Source organism: Candidatus Uabimicrobium amorphum (assembly GCF_009002475.1).
Lineage (GTDB): Bacteria > Planctomycetota > Uabimicrobiia > Uabimicrobiales > Uabimicrobiaceae > Uabimicrobium > Uabimicrobium amorphum.
The window spans coordinates 7,385,652-7,403,864 of the sequence record NZ_AP019860.1 but is presented as its reverse complement, the minus strand read 5'-3'; the positions used below and the strand labels follow the sequence as shown (position 1 = coordinate 7,403,864).

The 18,213-nt window shown below is 39.0% G+C and carries 14 protein-coding genes and 9 tRNA genes; 10 read left to right on the top strand and 13 right to left on the bottom strand.

Going from position 1 to position 18,213, the window contains the following annotated elements; translation table 11 throughout:
* Positions 1-120: 120 nt before the first annotated feature.
* Together UABAM_RS25820 and UABAM_RS25815 are read left to right on the top strand one after the other, a co-directional pair.
* Positions 121-393 carry a helix-turn-helix domain-containing protein gene (locus tag UABAM_RS25820; protein WP_173013578.1) on the top strand — a complete coding sequence of 91 codons (273 nt, stop codon included), beginning with the start codon at positions 121-123 and terminating at the stop codon, positions 391-393.
* On the top strand, positions 393-1,463 hold the full coding sequence (locus UABAM_RS25815) for a tyrosine-type recombinase/integrase (protein WP_151970876.1): 1,071 nt from the start codon (positions 393-395) through the stop codon (positions 1,461-1,463). Before UABAM_RS25820 ends, UABAM_RS25815 begins: the two co-directional genes overlap by 1 nt.
* Before the next feature lie 280 nt (positions 1,464-1,743).
* On the opposite strand, the gene UABAM_RS25810 is transcribed toward UABAM_RS25815, so the two are convergent.
* The 4 genes from UABAM_RS25810 to UABAM_RS25795 form a co-directional block, all read right to left on the bottom strand.
* Positions 1,744-1,820, bottom strand: a tRNA-Arg gene (locus UABAM_RS25810).
* A gap of 7 nt (positions 1,821-1,827) precedes the next feature.
* A tRNA-Ser gene (locus UABAM_RS25805) sits at positions 1,828-1,904 on the bottom strand.
* Positions 1,905-1,913: 9 nt separating this feature from the next.
* A tRNA-Arg gene (locus UABAM_RS25800) sits at positions 1,914-1,991 on the bottom strand.
* 7 nt (positions 1,992-1,998) lie between these two features.
* Positions 1,999-2,086: transfer RNA gene (locus UABAM_RS25795), tRNA-Ser, on the bottom strand.
* Positions 2,087-2,288: 202 nt separating this feature from the next.
* Here UABAM_RS25795 and UABAM_RS25790 point away from each other — a divergent pair.
* From UABAM_RS25790 to uppP, 7 genes are all read left to right on the top strand, one after another.
* Positions 2,289-2,627, top strand: a complete 339-nt coding sequence (locus UABAM_RS25790) for a hypothetical protein (protein WP_151970875.1) — start codon at positions 2,289-2,291, stop codon at positions 2,625-2,627.
* Between the two features lie 51 nt (positions 2,628-2,678).
* On the top strand, positions 2,679-3,395 hold the full coding sequence (locus tag UABAM_RS25785) for a hypothetical protein (RefSeq protein WP_151970874.1): 717 nt from the start codon (positions 2,679-2,681) through the stop codon (positions 3,393-3,395).
* 37 nt (positions 3,396-3,432) lie between these two features.
* The gene (locus UABAM_RS25780; protein WP_151970873.1) at positions 3,433-4,371 is read left to right on the top strand and encodes a histone deacetylase family protein; all 939 of its coding nucleotides are present in this window, start codon (positions 3,433-3,435) and stop codon (positions 4,369-4,371) included.
* A gap of 128 nt (positions 4,372-4,499) precedes the next feature.
* Positions 4,500-6,521 carry a hypothetical protein gene (locus tag UABAM_RS25775; protein ID WP_151970872.1) on the top strand — a complete coding sequence of 674 codons (2,022 nt, stop codon included), beginning with the start codon at positions 4,500-4,502 and terminating at the stop codon, positions 6,519-6,521.
* A gap of 46 nt (positions 6,522-6,567) precedes the next feature.
* Positions 6,568-10,431 carry a DEAD/DEAH box helicase gene (locus UABAM_RS25770; RefSeq protein WP_151970871.1) on the top strand — a complete coding sequence of 1,288 codons (3,864 nt, stop codon included), beginning with the start codon at positions 6,568-6,570 and terminating at the stop codon, positions 10,429-10,431.
* A 304-nt stretch (positions 10,432-10,735) separates the two neighbouring features.
* Positions 10,736-11,086, top strand: a complete 351-nt coding sequence (locus UABAM_RS25765) for a hypothetical protein (RefSeq protein WP_151970870.1) — start codon at positions 10,736-10,738, stop codon at positions 11,084-11,086.
* 24 nt (positions 11,087-11,110) lie between these two features.
* Positions 11,111-11,926: an undecaprenyl-diphosphatase UppP gene (gene uppP / locus UABAM_RS25760; protein ID WP_151970869.1), complete on the top strand. Its 816-nt coding sequence runs from the start codon at positions 11,111-11,113 to the stop codon at positions 11,924-11,926.
* 29 nt (positions 11,927-11,955) lie between these two features.
* On the opposite strand, the gene UABAM_RS25755 is transcribed toward uppP, so the two are convergent.
* The 7 genes from UABAM_RS25755 to UABAM_RS25725 all read right to left on the bottom strand — a co-directional run bounded on the left by UABAM_RS25755 (position 11,956) and on the right by UABAM_RS25725 (position 14,755).
* Positions 11,956-12,033, bottom strand: a tRNA-Arg gene (locus UABAM_RS25755).
* 6 nt (positions 12,034-12,039) lie between these two features.
* Positions 12,040-12,113 (bottom strand) — tRNA-Cys (locus UABAM_RS25750).
* Positions 12,114-12,116: 3 nt separating this feature from the next.
* Positions 12,117-12,209 (bottom strand) — tRNA-Ser (locus UABAM_RS25745).
* Positions 12,210-12,220: 11 nt separating this feature from the next.
* Positions 12,221-12,294 (bottom strand) — tRNA-Ile (locus UABAM_RS25740).
* Positions 12,295-12,300: 6 nt separating this feature from the next.
* Positions 12,301-12,374, bottom strand: a tRNA-Trp gene (locus tag UABAM_RS25735).
* 339 nt (positions 12,375-12,713) lie between these two features.
* Positions 12,714-13,838 (bottom strand): tetratricopeptide repeat protein, encoded by a 1,125-nt coding sequence (locus tag UABAM_RS25730; RefSeq protein ID WP_151970868.1) that lies wholly within the window; start codon positions 13,836-13,838, stop codon positions 12,714-12,716.
* Between the two features lie 167 nt (positions 13,839-14,005).
* Complete coding sequence (locus UABAM_RS25725) at positions 14,006-14,755, bottom strand: Bax inhibitor-1/YccA family membrane protein (protein ID WP_151970867.1); 750 nt, start codon at positions 14,753-14,755, stop codon at positions 14,006-14,008.
* Positions 14,756-14,903: 148 nt separating this feature from the next.
* Between UABAM_RS25725 and UABAM_RS25720 the strand changes: the two genes are divergently transcribed.
* Positions 14,904-15,083 (top strand): hypothetical protein, encoded by a 180-nt coding sequence (locus UABAM_RS25720; protein WP_151970866.1) that lies wholly within the window; start codon positions 14,904-14,906, stop codon positions 15,081-15,083.
* Between the two features lie 74 nt (positions 15,084-15,157).
* On the opposite strand, the gene UABAM_RS25715 is transcribed toward UABAM_RS25720, so the two are convergent.
* Both UABAM_RS25715 and UABAM_RS25710 read right to left on the bottom strand, forming a co-directional pair.
* A complete protein-coding gene (locus tag UABAM_RS25715) occupies positions 15,158-15,739 on the bottom strand; it encodes a beta-class carbonic anhydrase (RefSeq protein ID WP_151970865.1) in 582 nt (193 codons plus the stop codon).
* Between the two features lie 174 nt (positions 15,740-15,913).
* A complete protein-coding gene (locus tag UABAM_RS25710) occupies positions 15,914-18,196 on the bottom strand; it encodes a hypothetical protein (RefSeq protein WP_151970864.1) in 2,283 nt (760 codons plus the stop codon).
* Positions 18,197-18,213 lie beyond the last annotated feature (17 nt).

The following is an 18,213-nucleotide window of genomic DNA, read 5'->3' as shown; positions in this document are numbered from 1 at the left end:
TTTTATAAAAAAATGTTGAAATAGCAAAAATTTTGCTATAAAATACAAAATGACCATATCGGCCAGGATATGGTCATTGTAAATTTTATAAGAATCCTTACAGAGGAAGGAAACTTACATATGAATTATAACATACAAAATGATTTAAGTACACTGTTAAATCAGATGGCTCACCTACGCAGAGATGTGGATGCTCTAAGGAAGTCATTAAACAAAGAACGTAACCTACCTACAGATCGTTACACCATAAAAGAAGTCGCAGAAATCGCAGGTTGCTCAACCGAAACCATCAAGAATCATGTGCGCGCTGGTTTTTTGAAAGTGCGTTATCCCATGGCAAAAAGAAGGTTTGATGCTAAGGATGTTGAGCAATATTTGCGAGGAAAAGGCTAATGCCTTGGAAAGAAGGCGGAAAATGGCGTGGCGGTGTTTCCTATCAAAAGAAACGTTATCGTTCGCGTGGATTTACAACGAAGACTGCGGCACGGCAATGGGAAATAGAAAAACTTGTCGCGCTCAAGCAATCGGAACAGCGTAAACAGAAACGCGATTTTTCGTTAGCGGAAATCATAGAACGGTTTCTGAGTAAGAAAGTGCATGATGACAAGCGCGAAGCGACGATTCGACGCTTACAGTTTGGTTTGCAGCACTGGCAGAGTTATTTTACGCAAAATAATTTGCTCTATATCTCAGAACTGGAACGAGCACATCTTTCTGATTATCAACAATGGCGTCGTGGGCAAATTACCTCTCGCTACAAGCCACCTAGTCTGACCACCATCAATCACGAGTTGAAGGCAATTCGCCAGTGTTTTAAGTGGGCAGAATGGGAATTGAATATTGATAATCCTTTTCATCAGATTCGTTTGAACAAGATTCCAAAGCCTGATCCACCAAAGTATCTTACCATCGAAGAGATTGAGCTCATCGAGGAAGAGGCGAAGAAGGATCGGCGCAAAACTTGTTTTTACGAAGCTTTTGCACTATTGGTGCGCACGGGAATGAGGAGTAATGAAGCTTGTCAGCTCGAAATCACCGATGTGGATTTGGAGAAAAAGCAGATTATTTTGCCGGCTCTGAAAACTAAGAGCAATAGCCCACGTATTATTCCGATAGGTGAAAGTCTTAAACCGATTCTACAGCAACTCATCACAGACGCAATAGCGAAAAAGCACACACTATTACTACGTACACGCACGGGAAAAGCCCAGCAACCACAAAACTTGTATCGCCGTTTTAAAAACATACTCAAGAAATTGTATGACGAAGGCAAGATGAAGGATGTGGAGCGCATTGGCATTCACGTGCTCAGAAAGACGTATATCTCGCATTTAGTGATGAAAGGTGTTGATCCCGCCAGGGTTATGTCCATTGTGGGGCATGAGGAATACAGCACGATGAAACGCTATTTGTATCTATCTCCTGAATATCGCAATCGTAGTTTGGATATTTTGGAGTACTAAATTTATTGTTTAAAATGTAATCGTGAAGGTGGGGCAGAAGTGGGGCAGATGACTTTGGTTGTTTTACTCACTTTTACCCACTTTTTGTCAAACAACATGAATTTTTAAGAGGGATTTTGTTATAAAATCTCCCAACACAACATTTGTACTGATTTACCTTTGTGATACCTTTGGAAATCTCGATAAAATAAGCAAGAGAGAAGTGTTTTTGTTTCACTAGATATTCTTCTCCGCACGAAAAAAATACAAATACATACACTTCTCTCTTCTTTGAAAACGCTGGCAGGGAAGGCGGGACTCGAACCCACAACCTACGGTTTAGAAAACCGTTGCTCTATCCGATTGAGCTACTCCCCTATTTTAGTGGCAGAGGAGGCAGGAATCGAACCTACATTTGCGGTATTCGACACCGCCGCTTTAGCCGGGTTAAGCTACTCCTCTTTATACTGATGGCAGGAGAGGCGGGATTCGAACCCACAACCTTCGGTTTCGTAGACCGATGCTCTATCCAGATTGAGCTACTCCCCTGTGAATATGGAGGAGAGGGCGGGATTCGAACCCGCGGTTCCTTTCGGAACAATGGTTTTCAAGACCATCGCCTTAGGCCGCTCAGCCACCTCTCCTATACTTTGTTTTTGTCTTACGTGTTAATAATACACCTGTATTTTCTTTTTGTCATGTAATAATATAAGTCACCGTTTTCCAGGAACTTAAAAACTACGTCGTTTTGCAATACCGATTAAATATAGGATAATTTATTACTTAAGTGTATTATATTTTCATCGTGTGCATAGCAAACTATCTAAATTTATGAGGAAATGAAAGATGACAAAAAAGCGAAATCTATGTATCGTCATTGGTGTTGTTTTATATTTTTTGGGAGGGAATGGCGTTGTGTACTTCAGCAAACAGCCTCATTTCTTTTATTGCAGTATTGCAAGTATTATTCTGGGAGGTGTTTTCATTTGGTACGCTAAAACTCTGCTGCATCACACGGAAACCGACGGTATTGGGTGTGCGCTTATCGTCTTTGGAATTATAGCTTTTACTTTTGTAAAGTATTTTTTTTCTGAATGGTCTACTTCGCCTTATTTTTCAGCAAATGTTACTTTGTATATTGTACTAACAGCGTTTACTTTGGTAAAAGGTAATAAGGGATTTTGAGCAATATAGAAATACACCAGTTTGGGATTACAAGTCTAGGAAAGCAAACCGATGAGGCAACAAAGAATAAACTCTGGCAAAAATTTTAGCTCTTTACTGAACAAACCCGTAGATGTAAGTTCTAGAATAAAACTGCAAGAGAACGATTTGCAGATAAGGGCGTCTGTGTCACAACGTTCCTTTGTCCAAGGAGTCGCTCCACTTCTCTTGGGGATCTTTTTTGCTTCAGTTTGCATCGCACTTATTGATGTGTTGTCAGAGGGGATTCGTGCTGAATTCTGGGTACCTTCTATTTTACTATCCATTGTGGCATTTAAATTCAAAAAACTTTCATTTCTCCTTCCGCTAGCTCTTTACTCATCTTTTATTTCCGCGGTGATTCTACGGAGTTATGTGGCAAGTAATCTTTTTATGGCACTACTATTGTCTTTCTTTATAGTGGTAATTCTTAATATTATGTTGCGTTCTTTTATCGAAATGCTATCTTTTTGGTTTTTCAAAAAAACCATTGTAGTATTAAGTGACTCGCAACTCGAAATTTGTCATCAGCTCATGCCTTTTATCGCTAGACAAGAGAGCATTTTACTTACAAATATTAAAAAAATTACTTATGGTGATGCAATAAAGTTGGAAGGTGAAGAGATAGATTTGAGTTTGGCGAAAAATATGTCTGCTGCTTTAAGGCAATGGTTGGTAGTGTTTTTGTATAAAGAAATTAACAAAAGACAAAAAGGAATCGAACATTGTCTAGATAAAATTTTTCTGTAAACTTTTGAATTTAGATTATCCAACGTTAGGTAAAAAAATGACAACGAAAATCCCCATAATTTTTTCGAAACATTATGATATTACTTTATTTGGTATAGAGAAGTTACATCCTTTTGATACGGCTAAATATGGTAAGGTTTATAAACATTTGCGTAAGCATCTCGGATTTAAAAAACAAAATTTTTATACACCAAAAATCGTTAGTGAAGAGGAACTACAACTTGTCCACTCCGCAGAGTATTTGGCGTCGCTGTCATCTTCAAAAAATGTTGCTGCGATTGCGGAAGTAGGTCCTTTGGCCATGGTCCCTAATATGTTGTTGCAAAGTCGCTTATTAAAACCAATGAAATACGCAACAGGAGGGACGATTCTTGGTGGTGAATTGGCGATGAAATATGGATGGGCGGTCAATCTTTCCGGAGGATATCATCATGCCAAGGCCAATAGTGGAGAAGGATTTTGCTTTTTCTCTGATATCCCTATTGTTATTCGTAAATTACAAATGCAGCAGCCACAGTTAAAAGTGTTGATTATTGACTTAGATGCCCATCAAGGAAATGGTTTTGAGGCTGTTTTACAAGATGACCCCAGAATTTGTACTTTGGATATTTACAATGGCGAAATATATCCTGTGGACACCGCAGCTATGAAGTATATTGATTTTAACTACCCCTTGTCTTCTTACGTAAAAGATGGCGATTATTTGTCGTTGCTTCGAGAAGGATTGCAAAAGTGTGATTCATTTAAAGCAGATCTAATTATTTATAATGCTGGTACAGACATATATGAAAAAGATCAGTTAGGGGATATGAGTGTTTCCGCAGAAGGCATTCTCGAACGAGATAATCTTGTTTTTTCTTATGCTACAAAGAATAAAATACCAATACTAATGTTATTATCTGGAGGCTATAGCAGAGAAAGTGCCAATATCATTGGAAGATCATTAGTGCAAATATACAAAAATCATTTGCAATGAGATAGTTGTTGGAATGGTTCGGGGCAAGATTCGTTTTGGACCGTTCTAGTTATTGAATTTTTACGCGGGATGAATGTCTATTATAGAAACGGTTCGTTACGTAAAAAAATAACTTTAGGGAGGTGCAAATGTTTTTTTATAAACAGTTACTTATTTTTTTATCGCTCGTGTATTGTTCTTTGGCATTTGTCCAAGAAAATAATGTTGAGCAAGATATTGACAAGCATGTGGCTAATTTACGTACAAAAAGTAGTAAGGCAAAACTCTCTTCCATTGTTGAGCTAGGAAAAATAGGTCCTGATGCTTCCTCTGCTGTTCCGCTGTTGATAGAATGCCTTAGCAGTAAAAATTCACGTATTGTTTTACGAACGATTCGTACCTTGCAGCAAATTGGTACTCGTGGATTGCCCGATTTACAAGAAGCGCTACATCGAAAAGACAAAAATATTCAGCGAAAGATTCTTCGAGTACTCTGCGGTATAGAATCACAATTCGAATTAGCGTCTTTTGATGTTGTCGCACTTCTCCAAAGTGAAGATGTTCGTGTTCGAATTTATACGCTAAATTTACTAGAGAGATTGCCTTCCCACGCTGCGGAAGTGGTCCCTGAGTTATCACAAATCATTGTTAGTGAAGATCCCGAACAACGGATGGCAGTAGTAAAAGTATTTTGTGCCTTAGGAAAAAGGGTGATGGACATGGCTTGTATTCTTCATACATTGAGATATTCTGATAAAAATAGTCGTAACTTGGCAACAAAAGCCCTCACGGATCCTGCCTCATTAGCTTTGATAAGAAAGAATACTCATCACCGTTTTGTGAAAAAGCATGTTTTAGAGATACTAAAATCTATAAACTATAACAGTCCCCTGCTCATGCCTACTATTAAGCAAGCCATTTTTTTGAGAAATGATGATATACAACGATATATTTTTTACATATTGCAAAAAAAAGAAGAAAAAATAAAAGAGGCCCTGCCCTGTATTAAGTACGCTATCGCAGGAAGAAAACTTCACATAAAAGTGATGGCCATTAAAACTCTAGCAAAAATAGGGGACGATGCATTGCCCATACTAGAAAAGAATTATGCCGCGGGAGATAGTCGGCTAAAAATGCTATTGCTACAAACACTACAAAACATATCTCCGTCACGCAAGATGACAAAAGAGGAAACAATACTTCATCGATATATGGACACATTCGCAGAGTTAGAAAAAGAAATTTTATCTAAATATGGAGAATATGAAGAACTTGCGATATCATTTTTCTCTAATTTTCCGATTTTTGGTTTTTTGTTAGGCGACCAAGTTGTTCTACACAATACACAAACAGGACAAAAATCGTTTATAAATCTTTTTAAAACCGAAAGACATAAACAAAAGGTATCACGGAGAAATTTACATTACATTGCAAAGTTTAAAACCATAACGCGCATCTCATTAATAGATAGCGATATCAACAATGAAGACTTTCAATATTTAGTCGATAATTTACAAAATTTGACGACATTAACTATTTTTAATGACCATATTACCAATTTAGAAGGTATTGAAAAACTTCGTAACTTGGTCGACCTGCGTCTTGATCTTAAGTCGGCGGATAACATAGAACCATTATCTAAACTATCAAACTTACGTTCACTTACCATTCACAGGGCTTCCAAAATCAAAGATTTCTCTCCGCTGTCAAAAATGAAAAAACTTACTTCTCTGTATTTAAGTCGCGTGGCGACAGATCATTATCATTTCTTATCGCCTTTGACCAATTTGAAGTATTTATATATAAAAACTTCATCCATAAATGATGTTGACTTGCTGTGTCTGAAAGAAATGAAGGCTCTGTCCTCTCTTGATCTTACGTATAATCAAATCGGAGATCCTGGGGTTGCTGTGATTCCAAATTTAGTTAGTTTGAAATCCCTTGATTTATCGGGTACAAGGATCACAAACAAAAGTATGGTGATGATGAAAAATCTACCTAAATTAGAATCTTTGGATTTATCCGGTACAAAAATAACGGAGGAAGGTATAACGTCTCTTATTAAAGATTTTCCATCGCAATTGAAGCGTTTGTATGTTCCTCGTCGTGTTAGCCATCAAACAATACGCAGAATAGAAAAATTGGGTTGTCAATGTATTCTCTCTCGTTAATTGGACTATAGAGGAACATCGTAATATGCATAGAAAGTAAAATGAGATGTCGTTTATCGAAAAGGAACTTGCTTTAGCGGTACAAAAAAATACAAAGCCAACATACCGGGCAGCAATGATGGATGGAAAACCAATTCACGACGTCGCGAACAAAGGTTTGAAAAAAGGCCAGGTGGCCATTCGTATGCGTAACGGTGAGTTTCATGGTTTGGCGGTAGAAGCTCTTGAGGATGTAAAGCCACTACTCAATGACGTCAATGTGGCTAAGGCAATTTTATTTTTAGCCGAAAATGACACAAATAGTGCAATGTCTGTGTTAAACTTACAGAAAGAAGTGCAACAATCGCAAAACATTGGAATTATGTATGAAGCGTTGAAGATTTGGCTACAAAAAAATGATTTTCCCGTACCGCCAGAGTATGCGAAACAAGCGCGAGAAATAAAATGTGAGAAATTACGTAAGTGGGTCTTGCAATCGCGGCATCAACCGATGGATGTGCCATTACGCATTAAGTCGATTGGCAAAGCAAAGGCGGGGCATAGTGTTGTTCCGGAAGAATGGTTAGAGCGCGTTTTTGAAAATGCGGAACATTTACACAAAGAAATGGACAATCTAGACTCGCGTAAAGGAAAAGCCCCAGTTACTTTTTGTTGTAGTCATAGTATGAGAATACGCGAAGATTACAAGTGGCAAATGGCAAATGATTTTTTACGTAAATTTATCCCACAGTTTGCGGTTGAGATCGAATATAACAATAACAAGTTACACACCCAAGTACGCGATTTTGCGACATTAGACGAATACCTATCTTGGATCGATACACCGCGTAAGGGAAAATATTTACCTAAGACGACACACAGTGGCAACAAAATTGTCATTTTCTGTGATACAGAAAATATTTGCCGCTCATCGCCTGAATACTCTCGTAGTGAAAATGTTGGTTTGTTGGTTTCGATGTTGCAAAAGGCGATTCGACGTGGACGCGGTGCTGCCAGTTTGTTGGAGGAAGTGATCCACAAATTGGCAAGTTCTCCTTCGTATAGTTTACCCGAATATCAATTTGCACGTGTGAGTGGATCACGTCAGCTTGTGTGGAGATTATTTATTACGATATTAGAAGACGTGGAGCCTTATGAGCCTCAAGGTAATTCTCTGGGACTTCTCGAATTGGCCTCCTTGTCACTTCTGACTCATTTTGATCCAGACGTACAACTCACTCCTTCTATTATTCAACAAATATTGTACACCGCACTACGAATTCAACATGAAGATACTTTGGGACAAAATTGGTCATGGGGAGATGGAAAAGAAAAGAATGTAGACCTCAAAAATAAGACATTTGGCGAGAGTCGTATCGAAAATAGTTTGCTGTTGGCGCTAAAAACCATGCCGATGATGGAGGGAGATCGCAAACTACTGTGCAAGAGTATCGATTATTTACACAAATGGCAAACAAGATCCCTTAACAACAAGACTATAGAAGAATTACAAGCAGCCAACTGTTCGACGGTAAGAGAACAGACCATTATGGCCGCGTATGATATGCATTGCTTACCAGGTATTATATTACAATGGCAGGCAAACCTTCCTTTTGTCCCCTACGATGTGAAAAAACACGGGACAAAAAGAGCGGTGAATTTTATTTGGGACTACTCTTCATCGTATAATGTGCGAAATAAAACCAATGTCTCTGTTGACGATGAGCAACAACAGATGCTGACAACATTGCATCAAACCCAACAATATTTACGCTGCTCACCGCAATACAACTTCTGTTTTCGTCCATCTCAAAGCCATGAACATACAGGGCGTATACCGAGTGCGCGTGAAAGTCGCATTGCGTTTCAGATGATTTTTGGGCAAAAAGTGACACTTCCTACGATAGGAAAAGCAAAATCTGTGGAAATTGTCGTTGCGGGTAAACCAAAACAGCCATGTAGAGTAAAGAGAAAAAATAGTTACATTTCAGGTCAAGAACGCTTTGTCGCAGAGCATCGCTACATCGAACACATGTCCGTAGCTCGGGAAATTGCTGTTCCCCCAGCTCCTTCAGGATTCCAATGGATATGGGGGACAAAAAACAAAATAAAAGTGCGCGTTGAATTGCAACACAGTGATGAAGAAAAGCACGAAAATGAAATACTATTTTTCGCCGAAGAAATTCCGATGAAGGCTTTTGACGCCGGCCCAGTACTCGTTGCACTCAAAAAAGTACAGTCGGAACCATTAACAAACGATTTTATGGAAATCGTACAGCAGAGTTTGTATGCGAAAAAAAGTGATTTTGATATCAACTATCGATTGCGTGCCCTACATCGCGCGCGGAAAAAAGCACAAGATTTTGCCGTATACGATTGGCAATCTATTGCCCTAGATTCTCCTCTTCCGGGTATTATATGGCGAAATGTACTCGTGAAAATGAACAACAATTTCAACAGTGAAGTACTTATTGGCCCTGTGGATCGCAATGGTAAAAGGCTACATGACGCCATTAGTTATCTTTACGAGGGGACTTTGTTACGCATGTTTCGTTTTTTAAGTTTTCTATACCCACAGTGTGTTGCACCACAAGGCGAATACAAGTTCAAAATAGATAAAAATACATCTGCGTATTTACACTTACGACAATGCTTGTACCACCTAGCATTTGGCCGACAACAAACTCGTGATGATTCCATCAAACCAGTTGTCCCAAAAATAACAACCATATTGTGGGACCATCAACAAAGTGCAAGTGACGAAATATTTTATGGGCTTGTTCATGCCGGGAAAAAAGGCTACGGCGATGCCTCGAACGTTGGTGCCGGAAAAACCCTTACCGCATTAACCGTTTTAGCAAAAATACTACATCATAACATCGACCATAAGCAAAATGTCTATCGCGGATTTTTGGTATTGTTACCTACCGAAAAACTTTATAAGACGTGGCAAGATGAAATAGCAAAGCATACAACAGGCTTTGACATTGTTTTGCAAAATGCAGATGGGTCACTTAGCCATGACATCCAAATAAATTCTATTGTAATTACGACTCTAGGACGTATGCGCAATCATCCTGTCTACAATTTATGGCAACTCGTTGTCATTGATGAATGCCTGTCCGTACAAAATAAAAATGCACTACAAACAGAAGAGGCTTGGCGACAAGTGATCTCTTCGCAGTACGGCGTTATGATGATGAGCGCTACTTTTTTTCGTTCGCGATTTGATAAACTATTCTACATGTTAAAAATGTTACGCAGTGGACTTCCTGAGCAAAAAGCGTATTTAGATACTATTCTAAGTGAAGCAATTATTTGCCACATACCCAAAGAAGCGAAAAAGTGGATCACAACCGTTCATCGCTTTCCCCTGTCAGCGAAAATGCGACAAGAGTATGAAGACCTTGCCTTACAGAACATGTCGGCGCAACAGGTATATATTGCCTTGAGTAACTATCTGTTCCAACATTTTGACTATGTAGAATGTTTTGCGGCGGTCATCGCACAATTGCAACAACAAGACCGTGCACTTATTTACGCGAGAAGTAAAGACGAAGCGGAACAAATTGCCCAAAGAATTACAGGTGTATCGCGTTATCCAGATAAGTCAGGGAAACACACGGTAGTCTCTTATGCGGAGGGAACATATGGTTTAAATGACTTAATTGCGTATAACACAATTGTGACAAGACCCCCTGAACCCGACAAACTTCCGCAAATGAAAGGAAGACTTGATCGGCCGGGTCAACAAGCTGCGATACTCAATATAAAATACATATTGGTGGAAAATACTATTGATGAAGCATGGTTATTCCGTTTAGAGATGGCAAATAACTTTTACAAAAATCACATATTACCATTGGCAACATTTTATGAAATCGCCATTGGCAGAAGAAAAAGTTCGCAAGCTTTTACAAGCGCGAATTGATTATCCTGAGTTTCGTTGAATAAGGACCTTTATCTATCTTTCCTCGTTTTCAGCTTGTCTTCCCATACTTACAGATCAATGTTCGTTATATATAAATGACACCGTATGATTTATCTGACAGTTTTTTGTGTAATATCCACGATGTTTCGATCAGAAAATAAAAATTTTACCACCTCTATTGAGTAATTACAGCATAAGCAACGTTTTTTTCTCTACAACTTTTTTTTGTGGCACATGGTTTGCTTCCTGTAAATAAACGAGTAATAAAAGGGATAAATATGAGTATGAAATAGAGGAGAAATATATGAAAGCCATTATCATCATTCGCAAAAAAAAGCACGAAGATTTAGATTTACTGAAGCAAGAAAGTACTTTCTGTATCGTCCTTCCAACTATGAATGTTTCTTTTTTACAAAATTTTATCAAAAACGTCATTGACGAGGGAATCACTGAATTTGAATTCATCTCATCTGAAGATATAAGTAGAGTCCAAGAACTACTCCAAAAAAAATATGTCGGAATAAAATTCTCTTGTCGCAAGACTTGTTATTCTTCTTCGCATGTAGGTAATACAAAACCATATAACCATTGCTGTGAGAATGTCCTCAATAACAATGCAACTCGCAATGAAGTTTGTTTAAATATGGTATTTTAACGTTATAAAAAGATGTGGTGGGATATGGATTATTTCGAAATACTTATTTTGGGAATTGTTCAAGGTGTGGGGGAGTTTTTGCCTATATCGAGTTCTGGGCATTTGGTGCTAACACCGTGGTTATTTGGATTTAACGATTCTGGTTTAGCTTTTGATGTTACTTTGCATTTAGGAACTTTGTTGGCGGTAATGATTTATTTTCATCGCCAGTGGTTATGCTTGGTATGTGATCCCGTCAGGTACGTGTTGCAGAAATCTTATCGTACACCTGAATCCAAGCAATCTTGTATATTACTACTATGCCTTGTTGTTGCTTCAATACCTGCTGCTATTGCTGGCTTACTATTGAAAGACACAATTGAAACTACATTTCGCAGTCCAGTAACCATTGCCATAAATTTAATTGTCTTTGGTATGGCATTGGTATATGCTGACAAAACGGGTCGCAAAACTAGGGAGTTTGAAACCATTGGACTCAAGACTGCTTTTGCCATTGGTTGTTCGCAAGCGCTTGCTTTGTTTCCAGGAGTGTCAAGGTCAGGAATTACCATTGCTGCGGCTCTACTACTAGGCTTCAATCGCAAAAGTGCAGCGCAGTTTTCTTTTTTAATTTCCGCCCCCATCATCGTCGGAGCATGTGTTTTAAATTATAGCCATTTGCTCACCGCTTTTGCAAATTTGCAGATTTTGTTTGGGTTTCTTGTGGCAGTGATCTCTGGCCTTTTAAGTATTAAGTATCTACTTCAATATGTGCAAAAATACGATTACAATATTTTTTGTTATTACCGTTTCTTTCTTGGAACAACCATTTTGTGGTTGTTATTCTCTAAATTTTCCTAAACTAAAACAATTGAACGCTAGCCTACATTTGGCAAGGGAGACAGGGATCGAACCTGCAACCTGTGGTTTCGAAGACCACCGCTCTCATCCGATTGAGCTACTCCCTTGTGTAGAGCAGGCGGCAGGATTCGAACCTGCGAATATGTGATTTGCAATCACACCCCTTAAGCCCCTTGGGTACGCCTGCTTGTGGAGGAGAGGACGGGATTCGAACCCGTGATGATTGTTGACCAACCATAGCAGATTAGCAATCTGCCGCCTTAAGCCACTCGGCCACCTCTCCGTTTTTGTAATTGGGAAGGCAGGACTTGAACCTGCAGCCTGCGGATTATGAGTCCGCCGCTCTATCCCGGTTGAGCTACTTCCCCGTCTTACAGGGGCGGCAGGAATTGAACCCGCAACCTACGGATTTGGAATCCGTTGCTCTACCAGATTGAGCTACACCCCTTTATTTTTTTGTAAGCTTTGTGACAGATACAAAACTTTTTTATTGGCTGTTGTGTTTTCTGTGCTGTTTTTTGCTTACGTATGAATAATACAGCGAGGGATGTGATATGTCATGTAATAATATAAGTGATTTAATACAAGTGTTTTACGTTTTGCGATGCTTGGGGAGTCCCATTGTATCGGGTTTTGTTTATTACATTGTTGTGGAAAAATTTTGGTAGAGTGTTGTAATGGGGCTTTATTTTATTTTGTCGCGATGGTTGTTTTATGGGGAATTGAGGTGTGTTGAATAGATCGATTTTTTATTTTCGTGGCCCATAGGCGGGCCACGAATTTTCAATTATTTCAAATAAAAACGAAAAGGTCTATAGATCTTGTCGCCGTTTTCGTCAAATTCATCTTCTTTTTGCAAGTCTTTGTATATCTTGGTACCTAACAAAATAGCTATGAGAGCAAATAGTATATAGTGATAGGGCATTAGGCGTTCTTGGATTGCGTGGTTTTGCGGTTTTTTACGAGCAATGCCTCGCTTCTTCATTTCACGATAGGTCATGTTAAAGTCTACGTTTTCATGCTTTTTGAGCAAATCGGCTTCTACTTTATAGAACTCCTCTAGCCACTTTTCGCATTCTTTTAGTTCTTTCGAGACGGCATTAAGGACTACCTCTTTATCATTGATGTAATATGACCAGAACATGGCGTTTGCACCGTATTTCATGATTTCGTAAGTACGGTCAATTCTTTGTTTTACTATGTCTGGTCGTGGATGGCCTAGTTTTTGGGCACGTAAATAACACCATAAACTTACTAAATATTGACGACGTGATATGAAAAATTCATCGCCTAGGGCGATGTAAGCATCAGAAAAAGAGTTGTCCGCTTCTAACAATAATCGTAGTTTTTGTTGTACTTCTCGATGGTCTTGATCATGGGATAGACTGTAAGGAATGGGGTCTTCTAGGTATTCCATTCCCAAGAAGTTCTTTTGTATTTCGGAGTCTGTTTTTTCTATTTTAGCCTTGTATTCTAGCATCTTAAGATACCAATCTCCAAGTCCTAGATGTCCTTCGGGTTTGATGGCGAGAGCTTTTTTTGTGTAGTGAACTGCTTTAGAAAACTTACGCATTTTTTTGTACAGTACGCCTAGGTTCGAATATGTTTCGTAGCGTCCTGGGCTGAGTTGTTCAATTTTTTTCAGCTCACGTAAAGATGCTGTGTAATTGCGCAGTTTCATGTGAGATACTGCTAAATCGTTGCGTGCTTGTATGTCATTTGCCGCCAAGTTTAACTTTGCCTTACTTTTTTCAGCAAGCTTTTTCCAGTATGCGTCTCCATGATGAGGAAATTGCCCACTAATGATATAAAAAACATCACTGTGTCTTTGGATTTCATCTTGAATCGTATGTGAGTACCAAGCACAACTGATGTATGTGATTAGTATAAAATGAATAGAATAAAATTGCATTTGTGTTTCCTTATAGATAGTGCATGTCAAGTTATTGTTCACGACATGATTTAGTATAAAAATATAAATGTATACCTATACATACCAAGTTTAGTGTCTTTATGTTTGCAATTTATTCATTTTGCCACGAAATCTTTGTGTTTTTATGAAAAACTGATTGCCTGCCTTTAAAATTTTAACCTAAATCGACGTCGATACTTGTCAACGAGAAACAGAATATCTATATACAGCCAAATGAGTGAGAAATTTAGAGCAAAAGCACAATAATGTTCCATGTATTTTGGGGCATCGTCACTTGTATTTTCGGCGATAAAATAAAAATCTAAGACCAAGTTATACGCTGCCATAATCGCGGCATACAGAACAAAGCCGATGCCCGCAATACTACTCTCGTGAATGTAAGGGATTTGCACATTGGTAAATTTTCTTATGAAGAAGTTCGTTCCATAGACAAAGCCAATGGCCAGAAGCGTTACTGTGATTTTCAAAGAGGCACTATTACGTGGTTTTGTATATTGAAATTTATAGATAATCGCAAGCATAAAAAGCGTACTATATGTTAACCATATGCCTTGAATGATAATACCTTTGTAGTGTCTGTTGATCGCATACGCCATCGAGGCAAAAAATATTCCCTGTACAATCGGGAAAACGTGAACCAATGACGGTGCTAATTTGCGATTGTCGCGTAAGGCTGCTGTCATAATCAAGCTGACAATTGCACTGACGACAACAATGCCTATGATGACAATAAGTTGGGTTCTCGCTAGTGTATACCAAGTAAAAGCGGTGGAGATCATCAATAGGATGATAGAAAAAATTGTTATATTGGCAACGCCTTGTAACTCCATTTTTTGTTGTGTTTCTTCTAAATTTTGAAAGACCCGAGCATCTAAAATTGGATTGGAAGATTTCATGAGTTTTCCTTTATATCACCGAATTACGATAGTTTTCTATATTTGGTAACTTGTGTTGACCATGTAGTTTTTTGTAAAATGATAGCAAAAAACAATACAGAATAGCAAACGCTTGTTTCGAATGATTCACATGTGATGATAGGACAAAATGATGAGTTCAAATCCGGAAATTTTAGATAATCAACCGGTGGTGTACGACCACACCAAAGGTTTTGCGAATGTATCTCTTCGAGTGATGACCTCTATTTTTATCTTTTTGGGTATGGGAATGTTGATCGCACTCTTTCGCGGAGACTTTGCCGGAGGAAAGCTGGGAAGTGATGGATAGAGAATCCAAATGAGTGATGCATCCAGACGACATGTATAAGCTGACGGCTGCCAGCCTATACATGTGATATTTTGTTAGGAAGCTTTTCCCGCCTCGGTAGCTTCTGTGATTTCTTTGAGTTCTCCAGAAGCAACATCGAATATATAGCCGTAAATAGGAATGTCTTTGGGAACGAGTGGATGATTGCGTATTCTAAGTACATCCTCGACAACACTTTTTGCATTGTCTGATATCGTCATCCAGTTGATGTATTTACCTTCTGTTGAGCCTGGACCTTCGCAACAGTCATGCCATCCTGATTCGTCTACGGATGCTGTTTTTAAACTGCTAGCAAGTAAATCATTCATAATCTCGTCGGTAAAAGACTCCATGCCGCAGTCGGTATGGTGAATGACAAACCACTCCTTTGTACCAAGTAATTTGTAAGAGATGACAAGAGAGCGAATCGCGTCATCACTAGCTCTACCACCGGCGTTGCGCACGACGTGGGCGTCTCCCTCAGCAAGTCCAGCATACTTTGCCGGATCAAGTCGCGCATCCATACAGGTTAGAATGGCAAAACGTCTTGCAGGTGGCATCGCGAGCTTGCCTTTGTCTCCAAATTCTTGCACGTAGGCTTGATTGGCCTTTAAAACTTCTTCGCGTACTTGACTCATATTTTTTTCCTTTACTATGGCGTGTCGATAAAATACTATTTTTTCACCTCGATAGGTAGTTTATATTCTACATATGTTAGCATGATTTTAGAATAAGTCCAGCTTTTTTGCAAAATATTAGTCAGCTTTGTTTTCTGAGAGGGGATCAAAAATAGAGTCGTACAAAAAAAGGCCCTAAAAAATAGCACTCCAAAGCGAAACCGCACGATCGCCGGCTTTATTACCTATCCAGCGAATAAAAGGCGCTGCTAATCTAGTAGTAATCGGCCCGACTACGGGGATCGCTCCCACACTTCCTTCAATGATATTCACAACTGTATTGCTGACCGCGGTGCGCAAAGAAGAACCACGTTGGTATTGCTGCCAGCCGTCTAAAATCTCACCGTTGTGTTGTACCGCCTTGAGTACCGACAAATTAAGGCGCAAAAAATCATCGTTGCCTTTGCTCAACTGTACAATATTAGCATTCGCCTCTAGAATATTGTCGTTGATGTTGCCTAAATTGTAGTGCAGCAAAGTGAGATATTTTGCCACAGTTCCACTGCGCATTTCACGGAGGAGACTTTTCTCCATGCGCTGTAAATTTTGTTCAAGACTCATAAAACCATCGCTAATTTTTGTGTCGATGTGGCTAAGTTTGGTGTTGAGATCAAGATGCATTAGCTGGAGATTTTTTTGCAACTGTGCAACGGATAGGTGCAAGGTATCGATTTTTTTGTTGGTGTTGGCAAAGTTATCATCGATGTTCTTACGCAGGCTTGCGAAGTGATTTTGCATTTGTTGCAAGGTATCTTTGTGGAGTTGTTGTTGCAAATCTTTGATTTCTTTACTTATCGTGGCAATTTCATCGAGTTTTTGCATCATCAGAAGCGTCGAAATCACATTGGTATCATTGTAGTATGTGTGGAGTGTATTTTTTATTCTTTGTATTTGTACACCTGTGACAAAACGTTGGTGAGAGCTTTTGGTATCTTTTAACGCCGTAGTTAGAAGCAGCCACTTATTCATGAGTACATTGGCTCTCTTGTTGCGTGTAGATTGTAGTGCCAACTGTCGAATGTATTTGTCTTTGGTATCGATTTTTTTCACTAAATTATGGATAAAATCTTTTTCTTGTTGTAGTGCTTTTTTTTGCGCTAAATTGCAGCATTGTCGTGTGAAAAACGACATATTCGGATACATTTCTGCAAAAGTATCGTAAGCTTCTATGCTATCTTTGGCACATACCAGTTCGTACATAAGCGCTTTAATGTGCTCATTGGCCACTAGACTGTGCTCGCTATGAGGAAATCTTTCGATAAAGTTGTGATAGAAAGATATGCGATTTATCTTGGTGTATAGTTGAAAAACTTCGTGAATGGCGACTTTGGTGAGCAAACGCTGAGGATACTTTTCGATAAATACCAGGTAGCTATTGATGGCTTTGATAATATTCTGTTCTCGTTGTTGGCGATTTTTTACATTTTGATTTCGTTCAATGGCCGCGTCGCGCACTTTACGGCAACATTCTAAACGTAGGGCAAAGATAATAGGAGCCAATTCCGATTCCGGGAAGTCTTTCAGGAATTGATCTAGTTGTTCTACGGAGGAAAAGTCAAATTTTTTGCTAGTAATCACCGTTTCTTTTTCTAAAAACGCGCGTGCGGGATCTACGTAGGCAAAGGGAATAGAATAGTGTAATTTTTGTAGTTGCACATCACAAGATTTAAGTCGAATCGTAAGTGGAATACTGTTCTCGCGAAAACGTCCGTCAGAAATAATGGAAAAATGAAGTTGTTTTTCTTTGTTTTTTGGTAGTGCGAAAACAACGGGAGTGTGTGGAACGAGATGGATATTTTGTGGCACTTGTACTTCATATTGCAATTGTGGGATGTCTTTCGCTGATTTTATGTTGGCAAATACTCCCAACATTTCAAAAGACTGGGCTATCTCGTCGTTATTACCCCACGAAGTATTGGTTTTTTTGTCAGTATGATTGATTTTGTATTGGAAAAGATTTTTGGTTTGTGCAGGATATGAAATTTTATTTATGGTGCATGATCCACCACCATAGGCGCGGGCAACTTTGCGAAAAACGAATTTTATTACATGTGTTCCGCGCTTGACTTTGATGTGTAAAACTTTTTCCCCTTGATAAAAATATGTTCCCTGGAGCGCATCATCGAGAAAAATGCGCAGGCTTTGTTCTTTTCCACGTAAATCGGTGGAAAACGAAATGGCAACAACACCTTCTTCGCTGTTGAATTGGAGTTGACATGAGCTTCTTTGCAATGCCGGAATATGCCCTGAACGAATACATTTTTGCCGTTCGATCCACTCCCAAGGTTCTGGAGAAGACGTACTCCATACTTCGTCAATAAAGTTTTCAGTAAAGGGGTCTTCTGTGAATGAAATCTCGCGATGGTTGTTGGCGTTTACGCACAACATGAGTAAAAATACCATGCACAACTTTTTCATGATAATCTCCTGACAAT